The following is an 18,097-nucleotide window of genomic DNA, read 5'->3' on the forward strand; positions in this document are numbered from 1 at the left end:
GCCATGGCGCAACCGGGCGGACGTGTGACGTTCATCGGGCTTGGCGTCATGGGAGCCGGAATGGCCACCAACCTCGTCCGCAAAGGCTTTGACACGACGGTGTACAATCGCACCGCCGCCAAGGCCGAGCCGGTCGTCGCCGCCGGTGCGCGTCTGGCATCGTCACTGCGCGAGGCGGTGGAGGATGCCAGCGTCGTCTTCCTGTGTTTGCCGGCGACCGGTGACGTCGAGGCGGCGCTGTTTGGTCCCACGGGCATGGCCTCAGGTCTTGCCGCCGGGACCGTGGTCGTCGACACCAGCACGATCGACCCGGTGGCAAGCCGCGGCTTTGCCGAGCGCCTCGCCGCACAGGACGTCATGATGCTCGATGCGCCGGTCTCCGGTGGCCAGAAAGGCGCCGTGGACGGCACACTGACCTGCATGGTGGGCGGCCCGGACGAGGCGCTGGCCATCGCCCGGCCGTTCCTCGCGGCCATTGCGACGACCATCGTCCATATTGGTGGCCATGGCGCAGGGCAGGTGGCCAAGGCCTGTAACCAGCTCTGCGTCTCCGCCAACCTCGCGGGGGCGAGCGAGGCCATGGCTCTGGCGATGAAAATGGGCGTCGACCCTTCGCGCGTGCGCGAGGCCCTGCTCGGCGGCGCGGCGCGCAGCGTGGTGCTCGAACGGCACGTGCAGAAGCTTCTCGACCGCGACTTCCGGCCTGGATTCAGAACGGCCCTTATCGCCAAGGACCTCAGCATCGCTGCAAAGGCGCTGAACGACGCAGGCGTCTTCGCGCCGGTATCCGCTGCCGTGATGCAGGTCATCAAGGCTCTCGCTGCCTCGGGCCGGCAGGACGACGATTGGAGCTCTGTTGGTGCGCTCGTCCAGCAGCTCTCGGGCGTGCAGGAGTCGGACGCCGCCCAACCGTGATCCCCGGCGTTGCAGAGGCTACCTCGCAATCCAAAAGCGCCCTCGATTGTTGCGCGCCAGAAGCTTTGGCCGGGACTGCCGTCGCCAGCGTGAACTGTCGCTGAGGAGATGTCTTTTGGCCTTCTGCCGGTCTCCCTGGCACCGTGTCCTCCCGGCCAGAGGCCGGTTTTCTGCGGCGGCCATGAAAGGCCCCCTGACGGCCGAACAGATCCGGCGGCTTCGATCGGAGGGGCACGGGATCAGCGGGAGCCATCGCATCCAGATGGCAGACGTCCTGTTGGCGTCGCCGCCCGACACTCACCTTCAGACCTTCTGGGCAGATGAGGCCTCAGGTGCCGTCCACGATTCCGCTTTTTCGCGCCGTCGGCAATGGAGACGTCGCTGGCTCCCATGATGTCGCGGAGTCGGTCCAGCCCCGGCGCATTGTTGCCGGCGAACGGTAACGTCATCCCTTTTACCCTTCGTCAGGTGCCGAAAGGCTGGTTGCCAGGCGGCATGTGCGATGGTTCACTTGTCTATGGTGGGAGACAACGTTTTCCGGTTGCCTGATCGCTATCCTGCGGCAGGCGCCGATAAGGCCGAAGCGCCATTCCGGAAAACAGCCCGCCACGGGGAACGTCATGGCAGGGACCCACCGTACATCGTCCAGCGAAGACACTTGTCTTGATCTTCAGACGCGTGAGGCCAAGGCGACAACGCACAAGATTCTTCATCCCCTCGCAGACGTTCTGTCCCCGAACGGGCAAGGGAAGCTCAAACGAGCCATCGAGACCCAGATCATTCCGCGTTTGATGACCGCGCACCGGTCGGACTTGGGGTCCGGCTACGATCTGAGGCCCAGCGCGAGCGGCGGAACGTCATTCTCCTATGCCGAGGTCGAGGCCTTCTGTGACCTGCTGATCCGGCAGCCCTATGCAGCCGCCGATGCCTATGTCGAGAAGTTGCTCGACGACGGCTTTCCCATCGAAGCGGTCATCTCATCGGTTCTCTGCAGCGCTGCCCGGCATCTCGGCCTGCTCTGGGACAGCGACCGTGTGACCTTCGTTTCCGTCACGGTCGGACTGTCGCGGATCCAGCAGCTGCTGCGTTCCTTCGGGCCGAGTTTCAGCGCCAACGTCAAACCGCGCGGGGAGGGGTTTCACATTCTCCTCGCCCTTGTGCCGGGTGGCGGTCATTCGCTGGGCGTGTCGGTCGTCGAGGAGTATTTTCGACACGCGGGTTGGGAGGTCGACAATCTTGGCTCTGCGTCGCGGCCAGCACTGCTCGATCGAGTCCACGACAGATGGTTTGATGCCGTCGGCCTGTCGGCGGGCGGCGAGGTGTCGAACGACGACATCGCGGCGACCATCGCGCTTCTTCGAGACGCTTCGGCCAATCCGCGGATCTGCGTGGTGGTGGGAGGCTATCACTTCACCGAAAATCCCGACCTGGCCTTGACGCTCGGCGCCGATTTCGGCGCGCGCGACCCTGACCAGGCCATCGCGTTGCTTGAACAGGTGCCGCGTATGCAGCGTATCGGAGGCTAAGGGGCTCAACGGGCCGTCCGGCTCACCCGCGAACCCACGATGTGCCGCTTCCAGGTGTCGATGACGACGGACACGAAGACGAAGTCTGACCACGTCGAGTGATCGGCGCAGCCGCGCCTGGCGGCAATCGAGGCGCAAGCGTCCTAAACACCAGGACTGCTCAGCCTCCTGGACCGGTCCAAGCCGTACCGGGCGCGCGCTGACCGCAGGTAAAAACAGGTTCGTGAGCTTGCTCGTCATGGCTCCGACCCAGCTGGACTTTGGAACCCCCCGCAGACCCGCGGCGGTTCACATCTCAGCGGCAGGTCAGGGACAAGCCGAGGTGCTGTTGACGGTGGCCCCCGCCGCGCCCCTCGCAGGGTCGCGCGTCCTCTCGCCGCCACTAAGGCATCACTTCAGCCGGTAGCCGACGCCCGGTTCCGTCAGGACGAACCGCGGATCGGCCGCATCGTCGCCGAGCTTGTCGCGGATATGGCCAACGGCGATGCGCAGGTAATGGGTGTCCTCGACATGGGCCGGACCCCAGATCGTCGTCAGCAGCTGGCGATGGGTGAAAAGGCGGCCGTGATGGCGGGCGAGCAGCGCCAGCACGTCGTATTCCTTGCGAGTCAGCTTCACCTCGGCGCCATCAAGGGTCACGGTGCGGCGCGCGAGGTCGATGGCGAGTGCACCGATGGTCACCGCCGGTGTCTCGGCAGCCGTGGGCCGCCGGCTGCGCGTGAGGGCTCTGAGACGTGCCAGCAATTCGCCCGCGGCGAAGGGTTTGGTCACGTAATCGTCGGCACCGGCATCAAGGGCGGCGATCTTCTCGCCCTCGCCGTCGCGCACCGAGAGGACGAGGATCGGCACCTGCGACCATTCGCGAATGGCCGCCACCACCGCCTTGCCGTCCATGTCGGGCAGGCCAAGGTCGAGGACGACCACGTCGGGCGCCGAGGTCGCGGCCCGCTCGATGCCGTCGCGGCCGCGCGAGGCCTCCTCCACCGCCATCCCGGCGCTGCCGAGGATGATGCCGAGGAACCGCCGGATCGGCGCCTCGTCCTCGACCACCAGCACGCGCAGCGACTGTGCGCTCTCCGTCATCGCGCCTCCTCGGGCGGCTCGTTCACCGGCGCACGGGGCAGGGTGAGGGCGATGGCGGTGCCGCGGCCCCCGGGCCCTGCGTCGATGCTGACGCGGCCACCATGGGCTTCCACGAAGCCGCGCACGATGGCAAGCCCGAGGCCCGTTCCCGAGGGGGCGCCGTCGCCGCGGGCTGCACGGTAGAACTGGTCGAAGACGCGCTCCCGGTCGGCGGCGGGAATGCCCGGCCCGTCATCGGTGACAGTCAGGATCACCATGTCATCGGTCGGCTGGCCACCAATGACGATGCGCCCGCCGGGCGGGCCATACTTCGCGGCGTTCTCCACCACATTGGCGAGGGCCTGGCCGATCAGCACGGGATCGACGAGGGCGCGGGGCAGATCGCGCGGCATGTCGACGACGACCTCGTGGCCGGCGAGAGGGCGGGCAAGATCACCGCGCACCCGGCCGACCACCTCGCGCAGGTCGACGCTCTGCGCGTTCGGGGTCAGCGCCCCGTGGCCGAGGCGGGTCATGTCGAGGAGGTTCTGCACATAGCGGTCGAGACGGCGGGCCTCGTCCAGCGCCGTGCCGATCAGCTCCGACCGGTTCTCCGCCGTCAGCACCGTTTCGGCATCGGCGAGCGTGGTGACAGCACCGATGACGGTCACGAGCGGCGTCCTGAGGTCGTGGCTCACCGAGTTGAGAAGCGCCGCGCGCAGCTTCTCGCCCTCGGCGCTGACGCGCGCATCCTCGAGATCGGCAGCCAGCGTGAAGCGCTCCAGTGCCACGGCCACCTGGTCCTCCACGGCGAGAAGCAGCCGCTTGGTCTCAGGGTCCAGCCCCTGTGCCTCGCGGAACTGCACGCCGATGACGCCGAGGATGCGGCGGGCGGTTGCGAGCGGCACGAAGAGCCAGTCCGAGGTTGGCAGCGTGGTGGTGCCGGCGCCTGCCGGCTCGTTGCGCTCGAAGGCCCAGCGGGCCGCGCCCTCGGCCTTGGCATCCAGCTCCTCGATGGAGGGATGGCCCTGGACCTGTTCGAGGGCCCCCGAGGCTCCGGGCATGAGGATGAGCGAACGGCAATTGAGGGTGACGGCGATATGGGCCGCCGCTGCCCAGAGCACGTCATCGGCCTTGGTCGCGGCGGCGATCTTGCGGGCGAATTCATAGAGCGTCTCGGTGCGGCGCCGCGCGGCACGCATCGAATCGACCTGGGCCTTGAGCCGGCTCGCCAGCGTGCCTGTGAACACCGCACTGATGAGGAAGACGAGCAGCGCCACCACCGCCTCGTGCTGCTCGACGGCCAGCGAGTAATAGGGCGTGGTGAAGAAGAAATTGTAGGTGAGGAAGCCGAGCGCGCTGGCCAGCAGTGCCGCCGCAAGCCCCTGCCGGAAGGCGACGATGGAGACGGCGAGGAGATAGACCACGGCGATGGAGGCGACCGGCAGATGCGCCGAGAAGGGCCAGGCGATGGCGGTGGCTGCCGCCATGGCGCCGCAGGTCTCGGAGAGGATCGCGCCCCAGTCGCGCCAGCCTGCCATGTCGGGCGCGGAGAGAATCCGGCGCCGCTCGACACGGGCGCGATGGGTGACCACCGTCACCTCGAAATCGGTGGCGAGGTCGAGGATCCTGTCGCTCACCGGCTCGCGCAGCAGCACCCAGGGCCAGCGCTGGCGGGGACGTCCCACCACAAGCCGGGTCACGTTGCGCGAACGCGCGAAGGCAAGGAGCTCCGCCGCCACGTCCCTCTCGGTGTGGCGAGTCACGACCTCCGCCCCCAGCGTTTCGGCGAGCCTTAGCGCTTCGGTCGTTGTCGCCCGCGCCTCCTCGCCGAGCGCCTCGTGACGCGGCGTCACGACGGTCGCGACGATCCAGGGGATGCGGGCGCGGTCGGCCATGCGCTTGCCGGCTCGCACCAGGGCCTTGGCCACCGGCGCCTCGTTGACGCAGACCAGCAGCCGCTCCTGCGTCGGCCAGGGGCCCTTCACCGCATGGGCCTGCATGTAGGTGAGCATGTCGGCGTCGACGCGGCTCGCCGCCGTGCGCAGGGCAAGTTCGCGCAGTGCCGTCAGGTTGCCCTTGGTGAAGAAGCTCTCTAGCGCCTTCCCCACCTGCTGCGGCACATAGACCTTGCCGTCGCGCAGCCGGTTGATGAGCTCGTCCGGCGGCAGGTCGATCAGCTCGATCTCGTCGGCCCGCTGCAGCACCTCGTCCGGCACGGTCTCCTGCACGCGCACGCCGGTGATGCTGGCGACGACGTCGTTGAGGCTCTCGATATGCTGGATGTTGAGCGTTGTGGTGACGTCGATCCCCGCGTCCAGCACCTCCACCACGTCCTGCCAGCGCTTCGGGTGGCGGGCGCCCGGCACGTTGGTATGGGCGAACTCGTCGATCAGGGCGAGCTGCGGGCGACGCGCCAGCAGCCCGTCGAGATCGAGCTCCTCCAGCATCTGGCCACGATAGGGCACCGTCTTGCGCGGCAGTACCTCGAGGCTGGCGACGAGGGCCGCTGTTTCCGCACGGCCATGGGTCTCGACCAGCGCCACCACCACGTCGCGCCCGGCGCGCTGACGCTGCCGGGCCTCTTCTAGCATGGCGAAGGTCTTCCCCACGCCGGGCGAGGCGCCGAGGAAGACCTTGAGCCGGCCGCGCCCGTCGCGGCGATGCGCGTCGAGCAGGGCTTGGGGATCGGGGCGGTCGGGTTCTGTCGTCGGCATGCGCTCAGGGAAGTTCAGCGTCGAGGGCGAGGTTGAGCGCAAGAACGTTGACGCGCGGTTCGCCGATCACCCCGAAACTACGCCCTTCCACGTGCCGTTGCACCAGGGCCTCGACTCGGGCAGGCGCGACGCCCCGGGCGGTGGCGACGCGGGCCGCCTGCATCAGCGCCGCAGCCGGTGAAATGTGCGGGTCGAGGCCCGAGGCCGAAGCGGTGACGAGGTCGGCCGGCGCCTGCGCCACGCCCAGCGCGTCGGCACGCGCCTGCATCGCCTCGAGCAGCGCCTTGGACGAGGGGCCGAGGTTCGAGCCGCTGGACGCGGCGGCGTTGTACGGCGCATCCACCGTCTTGGTGGCGTCGGCGGGATCGGCGGCGCTGGTCGCCGCAGACGGGCGGGCATGGATATAGCGCGGGCCGGCGAAGGCCTGGCCGATCAGTTCCGAACCGACGACGCGGTCGCCGCGCGTGATCAGGGAGCCGTTGGCCTGGCGGGGCATGAGCCCCTGGGCGAGGCCGGTGATCGCTAGGGGATAGGCGAGGCCGGTCAGCACGGTGAAGAGCGCCGTCAGGACGAGGGCGGGACGCAGCAGGGTGAGCATGGAAGCCTCCTTTAGGCGAGGCGCAGGAGATCGACGATGATGTCGATCGCCTTGATGCCGATGAAGGGCACGACGAGGCCGCCGAGGCCATAGATCGTGAGGTTGCGGGCGAGCAGGGCGGAGGCCGAGGACGGCACGTAGGAGACGCCCTTCAGGGCAATGGGGATCAGCGCGACGATGACCAGCGCGTTGAAGATGATCGCCGACAGGATCGCCGACTGGGGCGTGCCGAGGCCCATCACGTCCAGCACGGCGAGGCCGGGATAGGCCGTGACGAACAGCGCCGGGAGGATTGCGAAGTACTTCGCCACGTCATTGGCGATGGAGAAGGTCGTCAGCGCACCGCGCGAGATGAGCAGCTGCTTGCCGACCAGCACGATCTCGATGAGCTTGGTCGGGTCGCTGTCGAGGTCGATGAGGTTGCCTGCCTCCTTGGCGGCGGGCGTACCGGAATTCATGGCGACGCCCACATCGGCCTGGGCGAGGGCGGGCGCGTCGTTGGAGCCGTCGCCGCACATGGCCACGAGGCGGCCCTCGGCCTGCTCCTTGCGGATGAGCTCGAGCTTGCGCTCCGGGGTCGCCTCGGCGAGGAAATCGTCGACGCCGGCCTCCGCGGCGATGGCCGCGGCGGTGAGCGGGTTGTCGCCGGTGATCATCACCGTGCGAATGCCCATGCGGCGCAATTCGGCGAAGCGCTCGCGGATGCCGGGCTTCACGATGTCCTTGAGGTGGACGACGCCGAGAACGCGGTCGCCCCGGGCGACGACGAGCGGCGTGCCGCCGCTCATGGCGATCTTGCGGACGATGCCCTCGAGCGCCGCATCGGCCGGCCGGCCGACGAGCCGCAGCATCGCGTCTGAGGCGCCCTTGCGGATGGCGGTGCCACCGGCGAGGTCGACGCCCGACATGCGGGTCTGGGCGGTGAAGGGGACGAAGGTCATGCCGACCCGGTCGGTGCGGGTGATCCCGAATTTGCGGGCGGCGAGATCGACGATGGACTTGCCCTCCGGCGTATCGTCGGCCAGCGAGGCGAGGCAGGCCGCCTCGGCGAGGTCGCGCTCCGCGACACCGGGGACCGGCTCGAAGGCATCGGCCATGCGGTTGCCGAAGGTGATCGTGCCGGTCTTGTCGAGCAGCAGCACGTCAATGTCACCGGCGGCTTCCACGGCGCGGCCGGACTTGGCCACGACATTGGCCTTCACCAGGCGGTCCATGCCGGCAATGCCGATGGCCGAGAGCAGACCGCCGATCGTCGTCGGGATCAGCGTGATGAACAGGGCGGCCAGATAGATCACGGGGATCTCGGTGTTCGACCAGGAGGCGAAGACCGGCAGCGTCACCACGACGAAGAGGAAGACCAACGTCAGGCCTGCGAGCAGGATGTCGAGGGCGATCTCGTTCGGCGTCTTCTGGCGCTTGGCGCCCTCGACCAGCGCGATCATCCGGTCGAGGAAGGTCTCGCCCTGGCGGGCGGTGACGCGCACCACCAGCCAGTCCGAGACGAGCCGCGTGCCGCCGGTGACGGAGGAGCGATCGCCGCCGGATTCGCGGATGACCGGGGCGCTCTCGCCGGTGATGGCGCTCTCGTCCACCGAGGCGACGCCCTCGATCACCTCGCCATCGGTCGGCACCGTGTCGCCGGCCTCGACGAGGATCACGTCGTCGATGGCGACGTCATCGATGTCCTTCGCCTGCCAGACGTCGCGGCGCGAGGGGTCCGCCAGCACCTTGGCGCGGGCGCTCGAACGCGTCGCGCGGAAGGCGTCGGCGCGGGCCTTGCCGCGGCCCTCGGCCACGGCTTCGGCGAAATTGGCGAAGAGCACGGTGAACCATAGCCAGATGGCGATCTGCACGCCGATGAAGGCGTTGACGCCGCCACTGGCGACCTCGCGAGCGGCGAGAATGGTGGCCAGCACCGCCACCAGCGCGGTGACGAAGATGACGGGATTGCGGACGAGGCCGCGCGGATCGAGCTTGGCGAAGGCCTGGACAGCTGCGGCCTTGAGGATGCGGCCATCGAACAGGCCGATCTCGGCGGTCGGCGACGGCGCGGTGGTGTTGGGACTCTGGGTCATGGCGGGGACTTTCAGAAGGTCTTGGCCGCCAGGATCGACACCTGCTCGGCGATGGGGCCGAGGGCGAGGACCGGCAGGAAGGTGAGGGCGCCGACGATCAGGATGGTGACCACCAGCAGCACGACGAAGACGGGGCCGTGGGTGGGGAAGGTGCCGGCGGAGGCGGGAGCCGTTTTCTTCGCCGCCAGCGAGCCGGCAATGGCGAGGATCGGCACGATGTATCCGAAGCGGCCGAGCATCATCGCAAGGCCCAGCATCGTGTTGTGGAACGGCACGTTGGCGTTGAAGCCGGCAAAGGCCGAGCCGTTGTTCCCCGTCGCGGAGGAATAGGCGTAGAGCAGCTCCGAGAGGCCGTGCGGGCCTGCATCCTGGATGGAGCCCTGCGCCGCGCCCGCGACGATGGCGATGGCCGCCAACGCCAGCGCGCCGATCGGCATGACCATGAGCGTCAGGGCCGCCAGTTTCACCTCGCGCGCCTCGATCTTCTTGCCGAGATATTCCGGCGTGCGGCCGACCATCAGACCGGCGAGGAAGACGGTGAGAATGACGAAGAGCAGCATGCCGGTGAGGCCGACGCCGACGCCGCCGAAGACGATCTCGCCGAGCTGCATCTGCAGCATGGCGACGAGGCCGCCGAGCGGCGTCAGGCTGTCATGCATGGCATTGACCGAGCCGTTGGAGGCGGCCGTCGTGGCCACCGCCCAGAGCGCCGAGCCGATGATGCCGAAGCGGACATCCTTGCCCTCCATATTGCCGGAACCGGGGGCGACGAGGCCGGCATGGAGCGGGTTGCCGATGCGCTCGGCCGCATAGAGCACCACGAAGGCGAGGACGAGCATCACGCCCATGGCGGCGAAGAGGGCGACGCCCTGGCGGCGATCGCCGACCATGCGGCCATAGGTGAAGCAGAAGGCTACCGGCAGGGCGAGGATGGCGAGGAGCGACAGAAGGTTCGAGATGGCGGTCGGGTTCTCGAAGGGATGGGCGGAATTGACGTTGAAGAAGCCGCCGCCATTGGTGCCGAGCTGCTTGATCGCAATCTGGCTGGCCACCGGCCCGAGCGCCAGGGTCTGCCGGCCGCCCTCGACCGTCGTTGCGTCCACCGAGGCCGCCAGCGTCTGCGGCATGCCGGTGGCGACGAAGGCGATGGCGAGCAGCACGGAGAGCGGCAGCAGCACGTAGAGGACGGAGCGGACGAGGTCGCTCCAGAAATTGCCAATGGTGCGCACCTGGCGGCCGGCGAAGCCGCGGGCAACGGCAGCAGCGACCGCCATGCCGGAGGCGGCCGAGACGAAGTTCTGCGTCGTCAGGCCGACCATCTGGGAGAGGTGCGAGAGCGTCGTCTCGCCGCCATAGGACTGCCAGTTGGTGTTGGTGACGAAGGAGATGGCGGTGTTGAAGGCGAGATGCGCCGGAACGCCATCGAAGCCCTGCGGGTTCAGCGGCAGCAGGTTCTGGAAGCGCAGCAGCAGGAAAAGCACCAGAAATCCGGCGGCGTTGAAGGCGATGAGCGACAGCGCATAGCGCGTCCAGTGCTGGCCTTCCTCGCCGCGGATGCCGGCGGGAGCGAGCAGCGCGCGCTCGAGCGGGGCGAGGAACGTGGCCTCGCCGGAGAAGACGCGGGCCATGTAGAGGCCGAGCGGCACGGCGATGACGACGAGCAGGGCCGCGTAGAGCGCGGCCTGGAGAAGGTCGGGTGTCATGGGATGGGGTCTTTCAGAAGCGCTCGGGACGCAGCAGGGCGACCGTGAGGTAGCCGAGGGCGAAGAGTGCGAAGGCGAGGCCGAGGCCGATATCGAAGGTCATTGCCGCCTCACACGCGCTCGGCGCCGGTGACGGCGGCGGCCACCAGGGCGAAGCCGGCAAGCCCGCCGGCGAGGAACAAGAGGTCGATCCACATGGGAATGGCTCCGGATGATGAGATCCGGAGGCTAGGAGCGCGGTGCGTAAAGCCGCGATGCGGAAGGTGGCGCGGGGCGTAAGGCGAGCGTAAAGCCCAGACGATGCAGGGGGCGGTGGTTCCTGCCGCCAGTTCCGGGCTAGCTGGAAATGGGGCTCCGTAAGGTCCGCTTTGGGCTCAATAAGAGTGTGTTCCTTGCGCGCTGCGTTGATGAGCCCAAGCCGGGCCACCGGTCTGGCATGATCGCGCTGCCGCGCGCTTTCTCCAGGCGTCAGCGGCCGGTGGGAATTTGGGCGCAAAATCGGTATGACTATGCTTGTGATGGGGGTTATAAATTATTGAAAATAAATATTATTTATTGCTTTTTCTGAGCCCCGTTGGAGGTGCCGCTACTGTGCCGCCTGGTTGATCCTGCCGATCCCGTCACGCCGCCAGCTGCAGGATCGCCAGCACGTCAGCCGGGCCGGTGATCGGGCGGGGATTCGCCTTCACGAAGGGGTTGCTCATCGCCAGCTCGGCGATGCGCTCGAACTGGTCCTCGCGCACGCCGACATCCGCCAGACGGCAGGGCTGGCCAAGATCAGCGATGAGCCGCGCCACCGCCGTCGCCGCGTCCGGGGCGCTCGCATCCACAGCCTCGTGGACCAACCGGTCGCGGCCGCCGACATGGCCGGCATTCCACCTCATCACTGCCGGCAGCATGACGCAGGAGGTGTGGCCATGGGCGACGCCCGCGACTGCGCCGAGCTGATGGCCGATCCCGTGGCTCGCGCCATAGCGCACGCGGCCGACGCTTTGCGATGCGAGCCAGACGCCGAACTGGCTGTCCTGGCGGGCCAGACGATCGCCGGGATCAGCCCTGGTCACCCGAAGGCTGCTGCCGAGGAGGCGCAGCGCATGCAGGGCGCAGCCGTCGATGAAGGGATTGGCGTCGGGTGACAGGATGGCCTCCACCGCATGATCGATCGCCCGGACGCCGCTGGACAGCCACAGTCCTTCCGGCGTCGCCTGGCCAAGGGCCGGATCGAAAATGACCGTCTCGGCCGGAAACCAGGATGCTGCGAAGCCGAACTTGATGCGCGTCTGCGGATCGACCGATCCGCCGATGGCGCCGAACTCCGCGCCTGACAGCGTCGTCGGGGCCGCGATGTAGCGCGGCGGATTCGCCACCGCCAGGGGCTGGCCGCCCTTCTGCATGGAGCGGGCAATCAGCGTCTCGCGGTCGCCGATAGCCTCGGCCTGGATGAGGCCGGCGATCTTCACCGCGTCGATCACGCTGCCGCCGCCAAGCGCCAGGATGAGGTCCGGGCGGAAGGCGGCGAGGCGCTGAGCCAGCGCGAAGACCGAGGGCATGGGCGTATGGGCGGGGATGGCATCCTCGACCTCCACCGCATCAAGGCCATCATGGGCCTTGGCCAGCGCCGCCGCCCGCTCGGCAAGCGAACGGGTGGTGACGATGAACAGCCGTCGGGTGCCGCGCTTGCTCACCTCCTCGGCGAGGGCTGCGTCGAGCGACTGGCCCCATGCGACAGCCTTCTGGTCGAGGAGGGCGAAACGGCCGGCCGGGGGAGTGGCATGGGTGGACATGAGCGGCTCCATGGCAGCACCGTTCAGGCGACGACGCCTTCTCCCTCAATGGTGCTGCCGGTTCGACGATGGGGACAAGCCTGCGGTTCGTTGATGCCCTTTTGACCGGGAGCCGGGCCGGCCACCGCGACATATGGATTGCACCATGCCGGTTGTGCCGGAGGTCGCCCATCGTCGCGGTGGGAGCGCAGATCCCTGTGCGGCCTGGAACTGCCCGATAGGGGCGTCAGAAATTGACCTTGTCGCCGCCCTTGAGGCCGAGGATCTCGCGGGCGTCGTCGGGGGTGGCGATCTCCAGCCCCATGCCCTCGATGATCTGGCGCACCTTGGTGACCTGCTCGGCATTGTTCTTCGCGAGCTTGCCGGGGCCGATCCACAGCGAGTCCTCAAGGCCGACGCGGACATTGCCACCCATGGCGAGCGCCATGGCGGCGATGGTCATCTGGTTGCGCCCGGCGCCGAGCACGGACCACTGGTACTGATCGCCAAACAGCCGGTCGGCCGTGCGCTTCATCATCACCACGTCCTCGTAATGGCCGCCGATGCCGCCGAGGATGCCGAAGACCGACTGGATGAAGAAGGGCGGCTTGATGACGCCGCGGTCGGCGAAGTGGCGCAGGGTGTAGAGGTGGCCGATGTCGTAGCACTCCACCTCGAAGCGGGTGCCATTGTTGGCGCAGGTGGTGAGGATGTACTCGATGTCGGCAAGCGTGTTCTTGAACATGCCGGCGCGCGAGCCCTCGAGATAGGGGCGCTCCCAGTCGTATTTGAACTCCTTGTAGCGCTCCAGCATCGGATAGAGGCCGAAGTTCATCGTGCCCATGTTGAGGCTCGCCACCTCGGGCGCGTAGTGCGCGGCAGGCTTCACCCGCTCGTCGACGGTCATCGTCTGCGAGCCGCCGGTGGTGATGTTGATGGCGACGTTGGAGGCCTGCTTGATCACCTTCAGGAAGGGCGCATAGGCCTCGATCGACTGGTCGGGCCGGCCGTCCTTCGGGTCGCGCGCGTGGAGGTGGACGATGGCCGCGCCGGCCTCCGCCGCGGCGATCGCATTCTCCGCGATCTCCTGCGCGGTCACCGGCAAGTGCTCCGACATGGTCGGCGTGTGGATCGAGCCGGTGATGGCGCAGGTGATGATGACTTTCTTCGACTTGGCCATGCGTGGCTCCTTACGTCGGCATGCGGGACAGGCGAGGATCAGGCTGGCTTCTTCTTCGCGCCGCGTTTGTGGGCCTTCAAGGCCGCCAAACGGCTGTCGCGCCATTTCGACAGGCGGGCTATGCGCTCGGGCGTCTGCTCGCCCGGCCATTCCGCCATGATCGCGGCTTCGTTGGCGGCGGTGAACACCTTGCGGCCGGTCAGGCGGGTGAGGCTCGGCCCATAGCGGCGGTTGTAGTCGGGGATGCCGCCGGGGGCATTGAGTTCGATGGTCTCGAAGGGCCCCATGAAGCTCCAGCGCAGGCCGAGCCCGTCGCGGATGGTCTTGTCGAGGTCCTCCGGCGAGACGACGCCGGAGCCGACGAGGTCGAAGGCCTCGGCCATCAGCACGGCCTGCAGGCGGTTCAGGACGAAGCCGTCGACCTCCTTGCGCACGATGATCGGGACCTGGCCGGCACGGGCATAGAGGCCGCGCGCCTTCTCGACCACTTTCGGGTCCGTCCAGGGCGAGGGACAGAGCTCGACGATGGGCACGAGGTGCGGCGGGTTGACCGGATGGGCGACCAGCACGCGCGAGCGGTGCTTCAGGTCTTTGGCCCAGAGCGAGGCGAAGAGGAAGGAGGTCGAGGAGACGACGATGGCCGATGCCGGTGCCAGGGTGTCGATCTCGGTGTGGATGGCGATCTTGGCCGCCACCGTCTCCGGCCCGTTCTCCTGGACGAGGGCGGCGCCGGCGAGGGCCTCGGCGAGGCTACCGCAGGCGATGAGCCTTGCCGCCGAGCCCTTCGGGTCCTCGACGAGCCCGAGTTCGGCGAGTTCGGCGAGGTTGCGGCGGATATGGGCCTTGGCCGCTTTGGCGACGCCGGGGACGGGATCGTAGAGCGCCGTCGTCCAGCCGTGGCTGCAGAAGACCGTGGCCCAGGCCCGGCCGATCAGGCCCGATCCGATGATGGCGACCTTCGGCATGTCAGTTGCCCTTCCTGGCAATGAAGTTTGGGTGGAAGCGCGGGCTCGTCACAGCCACAGCACCTTGCGGCGGAGATCCTGGTCCTCGCGCAGGTCGCGCGAAGCGCCTGCCCAGGTCACCGCGCCGCGCTCCAGCGCGACCGTCCGGTCGGAGAGCGCCAGCGCCAGGTCGAGATGGTGGTCGACGATGATGATCGAGACGTCGTGGCGCAGCTTGTCGAAGGCCTCGAACAGTTCCTCGGTGATGGCCGGCGACAGGCCTTCGAAGGGCTCGTCGAGGAGCAGCACGCGGGTGTCGCCGACAAGGGCGCGCGCCACCGCGACCATCTGCTGCTCGCCGCCGGAGAGGAAGTCGGCGGGCGTGGTCCAGCGCTCCTTGAGGCGCGGGAAGAAGTCGAGGACGCGCTCCTCGTCCCAGTGGCGCCCGGCGCCGGTGAGGCGGCGGAGGCGGCCGAGCATGAGGTTGTCCTTCACCGACATGCCGGCGAAGAGGCCGCGGCCCTGGGGCACGTAGCCGATGCCGCGCCGCGCCGCCTGGTCCGCTGCTAGGCCCGACAGCGTCTCGCCGGCCAGCGTGATCGTGCCCGAGGCCGGCTGGGCGATGCCGGTGATGGTCTTGAGGACGGTCGACTTGCCGGCCCCGTTGCGGCCGAGCAGGGCGACGATCTCGCCGGAGCGGAGGGTGAAGCTGACGTCGTTGAGGATGTGGCTCTTGCCGTAGAAGGTGTTGACCGTGTCGAGCGAGAGCAGCGTGTCCTGCGTCGCGGCAGAGGCCCGCTCCTTGGCGGCCACGGCATGGGCGCCGGAGCCGAGATAGACGGCCTGGACCTTTTCGGAGGAGCGCGCCTCCTCCACCGAGCCATCCACCAGCACCTCGCCGTCATTCATCACCGTGACGTGGTCGGCGAGCTGAAACACGCGGTCGATGTCATGCTCGACCAGCAACACGGGAATGTCGCCCGAAATGGTCTTGATGATGTCGCCGACGCGCTTGCGCTCGGCAGCGGCAAGCCCTGCCAGCGGCTCGTCGAGAAGGAGGATGCGCGGGCGCGTGGCGAGGGCCAGCGCCATGTCGACGAGACGCTGGCCGCCATAGGAGAGGGCGCCCGCCTCCGCCTGCTCGATGCCGGCGAGGCCGAGATAGCGGATGAGGGTCGTCGTGTCGTCCTTGAGGCCGGGGAGGGCGCTCGCCTCCGCCCACAGGCCGAAGCGGCCGGAATGGCGGGCCTGGACGGCGAGGCGGACATTTTCCTCGATGGTGAGCCCGGGGAAAAGATTGGTGATCTGGAAGGACCGCCCGACCCCGGCCTGGGTGATGGCCTGTGGCGATAATCCGCCGACCTCGCGGCCGTCGAGGCGCACTGAACCGCGATCCGGCGGGAACATGCCCGACAGCAGGTTGAAGGCCGTGGTCTTGCCGGCGCCGTTGGGGCCGATGAGGGCGTGGAGTGTACGGTCGCGGACGGCGAAGGACACGCCGCGCACCGCCTTGATGCCGCCGAAGCTCTTGGCGATGTCGTCGACGGCGAGGACCGGCTGACCCGGCGCCGTCGCGCCCTCGCGGATGAAGGCGGGCGGCACCGGCCCGACGGCCTCGACCCGCCGCGCCGCCATGGCCGCATCGGTCTCCGGCACCTTGCGGAAGGGCGCCATGATCCGCCCGGCGACGCCAACGAGGCCGGTCGGCGAGAAGATGATGAAGCCGACGAACAGGAGGCCGAAGATCAGCAGCCAGCTTGAGGTGTAGAGCGAGAGATACTCGCGGAAGAGCATGAAGAAGAGGGCGCCCAGCGCCGGCCCCATGAAGGAGCGCATGCCGCCGATCACCACCATGGCGAGGAGCTCGCCGGAGAACTGGATGGCGATGGGATCGGCGGAGGTGAAGCGGTGGTGGAAGGCCGAGAGCACGCCGGCAAATCCCGTCAGCGTGGCCGACAGGGTGAAGGCGATCAGCTTGTAGCGGTCGGTGTCATAGCCGACGAAGCGGGCGCGGACCTCGTTCTCGCGGATGGCGACGAGCACGGTGCCGACCGGCGAGCCGTGGAACCGCTGCAGCAGGACGACCACGAAGAAACCGACAAGGGCAACGACCGTATAGAACACCCAGCCATTGTTGAGGTTGGCAAAGCCCCAGTCGGGCCGCACCACGCCGCCGAGGCCGTTCTCACCGCCCGTCAGGTCTGTCCAGCGGAAGGACACGGTGTAGGCGACCGCTGTCATGGCGAGGGTCAGCAGCGAGAAATAGACGCCGCGTCGCCGCAGGATGAGCAGGCCAAGGATTGCCGAGACGACGCCGACGAAGAGGATGGCGAAGCCCATGGGCATGAGCATCTGGCCGGGAAAGAAATGGCGCTGCGCCAGCACGGCGGCATAGGCGCCAAGGCCGAAGAAGGCGCCGTGGCCGAAGGAGACGAGGCCGGTATGGCCGACCAGGATGTTGAGGGCGAGGGCGGCGATGGCGAAGATGACCACATCGGTCGCCGAGGTCAGGGTCAGACCGATCGACAGCATGAAGACGGGCAGGACGACAAGCGCCGCGATGGCCGCCAGAAGGTTGCGCTGGGCCGGGGTCATCATGTCACTCGAATTTCTGGATGCGCTCGCCGAAGAGGCCGCGCGGCCGCATCAGCAGGACGAGGACCATCAACAGGTAGACCGAGGCCTCGGTGGCGGCCGGGTAGAAATGGGCCGCGACGCCGCGGGTCATGCCGACGATGGCGGCTGCCGCCACCACCCCCCAGAAGGAGCCGAGACCGCCGATGACCACCACGACGAAGGCGAAGGTGATGATCTCCTGGCCCATGGCCGGGTGGACGCCGGCAATCGGCGCGATCAGCACGCCGGCCAAAGCCGCGAGGCCGACGCCGATCATTACAACCGCCGTCATGTAGGGCTTCAGCGAAATGCCGAGGGCGCCGACCATGTCGGGGTTCTGCACGCCGGCCCGCACCACCTTGCCGAAGGCCGTGCGGGTGAGCAGCAGCCACAGGCCGAGCACCGACAGGGCGGTGATGCCGAGGATGATGAGCCGGTAGCGGGAATAGACGAAGTCGCCGATGAAGACCTGACCGCGCAGCTCCGGCGGGATGGAGAAGGGGATGGGCGCGGCGCCATAGGCCATGCGCAGGCCCTGCTCGGCGACCATGGCCAGGCCGAAGGTCAGCAACAGGCCGAGGATGGGGTCGGCCGTGTAGAAGCGGCGCAGCAGGTAGCGCTCCACGATCATGCCGATGACCGCGACGATCAGCGGAGAGACCACCAGCGCGCCGCCGAAGCCGATGCGGTCGGCGAGCGTGACCGCGAGATAGGCGCCAATGGCATAGAAGGCCCCGTGGGCGAGGTTCACGATGCCGCCGAGGGAAAAGATCATCGACAGGCCGAGCGCGATCATCAGGTAGTAGGACCCGGCAAGCAGGCCGTTGAGGATCTGCGACAGGAGCGGGATCAGGTCAGGCACGGAATCCGTCCAGATTGCGGGATGGCATCGGCGTTCGGCGTGGGGAGGGGGTCGCTCGCGGCGCGGTCCGCAGGTTCGGCAGTGGCGCTTTGCGAGGAGCCGGGACCAGGTAGCACGGCAACCGGAGCGGCGAGAT

General features: G+C 68.2%; 13 protein-coding genes. 2 read left to right on the forward strand and 11 right to left on the reverse strand.

Going from position 1 to position 18,097, the window contains the following annotated elements:
- Positions 1-3 precede the first annotated feature (3 nt).
- Together O9344_RS12560 and O9344_RS12565 are read left to right on the forward strand one after the other, a co-directional pair.
- Positions 4-915, forward strand: a complete 912-nt coding sequence (locus O9344_RS12560; RefSeq protein WP_298477543.1) for an NAD(P)-dependent oxidoreductase — start codon at positions 4-6, stop codon at positions 913-915.
- Between the two features lie 620 nt (positions 916-1,535).
- Positions 1,536-2,441 carry a cobalamin B12-binding domain-containing protein gene (locus O9344_RS12565; protein ID WP_298477545.1) on the forward strand — a complete coding sequence of 302 codons (906 nt, stop codon included), beginning with the start codon at positions 1,536-1,538 and terminating at the stop codon, positions 2,439-2,441.
- 390 nt (positions 2,442-2,831) lie between these two features.
- Here O9344_RS12565 and O9344_RS12570 read toward each other — a convergent pair whose 3' ends face one another.
- From O9344_RS12570 to O9344_RS12620, 11 genes are all read right to left on the reverse strand, one after another.
- Entirely contained in the window at positions 2,832-3,524 is a 693-nt protein-coding gene (locus O9344_RS12570) for a response regulator (RefSeq protein WP_298477548.1), read from the reverse strand.
- Positions 3,521-6,220, reverse strand: coding sequence for a sensor histidine kinase KdpD (locus O9344_RS12575; RefSeq protein ID WP_298477550.1), 2,700 nt, complete (start codon positions 6,218-6,220; stop codon positions 3,521-3,523). The genes O9344_RS12570 and O9344_RS12575 overlap by 4 nt, the downstream gene beginning before the upstream one ends.
- Positions 6,221-6,224: 4 nt before the next feature.
- Complete coding sequence (gene kdpC / locus O9344_RS12580; protein WP_298477553.1) at positions 6,225-6,818, reverse strand: potassium-transporting ATPase subunit KdpC; 594 nt, start codon at positions 6,816-6,818, stop codon at positions 6,225-6,227.
- Between the two features lie 11 nt (positions 6,819-6,829).
- Complete coding sequence (kdpB, locus tag O9344_RS12585; RefSeq protein WP_298477557.1) at positions 6,830-8,893, reverse strand: potassium-transporting ATPase subunit KdpB; 2,064 nt, start codon at positions 8,891-8,893, stop codon at positions 6,830-6,832.
- Positions 8,894-8,904: 11 nt separating this feature from the next.
- Positions 8,905-10,596 carry a potassium-transporting ATPase subunit KdpA gene (gene kdpA, locus O9344_RS12590; RefSeq protein ID WP_298477560.1) on the reverse strand — a complete coding sequence of 564 codons (1,692 nt, stop codon included), beginning with the start codon at positions 10,594-10,596 and terminating at the stop codon, positions 8,905-8,907.
- Positions 10,597-10,609: 13 nt separating this feature from the next.
- Complete coding sequence (locus O9344_RS12595; RefSeq protein WP_298477563.1) at positions 10,610-10,699, reverse strand: potassium-transporting ATPase subunit F; 90 nt, start codon at positions 10,697-10,699, stop codon at positions 10,610-10,612.
- Between the two features lie 517 nt (positions 10,700-11,216).
- Positions 11,217-12,380, reverse strand: coding sequence for an iron-containing alcohol dehydrogenase (locus tag O9344_RS12600; RefSeq protein WP_298477566.1), 1,164 nt, complete (start codon positions 12,378-12,380; stop codon positions 11,217-11,219).
- 226 nt (positions 12,381-12,606) lie between these two features.
- On the reverse strand, positions 12,607-13,539 hold the full coding sequence (locus O9344_RS12605) for a 3-keto-5-aminohexanoate cleavage protein (RefSeq protein WP_298477572.1): 933 nt from the start codon (positions 13,537-13,539) through the stop codon (positions 12,607-12,609).
- Positions 13,540-13,577: 38 nt separating this feature from the next.
- Positions 13,578-14,504, reverse strand: a complete 927-nt coding sequence (locus O9344_RS12610) for a 3-hydroxyacyl-CoA dehydrogenase (RefSeq protein ID WP_298477575.1) — start codon at positions 14,502-14,504, stop codon at positions 13,578-13,580.
- Positions 14,505-14,552: 48 nt separating this feature from the next.
- The gene (locus O9344_RS12615; RefSeq protein ID WP_298477859.1) at positions 14,553-17,078 is read right to left on the reverse strand and encodes a branched-chain amino acid ABC transporter ATP-binding protein/permease; all 2,526 of its coding nucleotides are present in this window, start codon (positions 17,076-17,078) and stop codon (positions 14,553-14,555) included.
- A gap of 4 nt (positions 17,079-17,082) precedes the next feature.
- Positions 17,083-17,961, reverse strand: coding sequence for a branched-chain amino acid ABC transporter permease (locus O9344_RS12620; protein ID WP_298477578.1), 879 nt, complete (start codon positions 17,959-17,961; stop codon positions 17,083-17,085).
- Positions 17,962-18,097 lie beyond the last annotated feature (136 nt).

This window comes from Phreatobacter sp., assembly GCF_027532945.1.
Classification (GTDB): Bacteria; Pseudomonadota; Alphaproteobacteria; order Rhizobiales; family Phreatobacteraceae; genus Phreatobacter.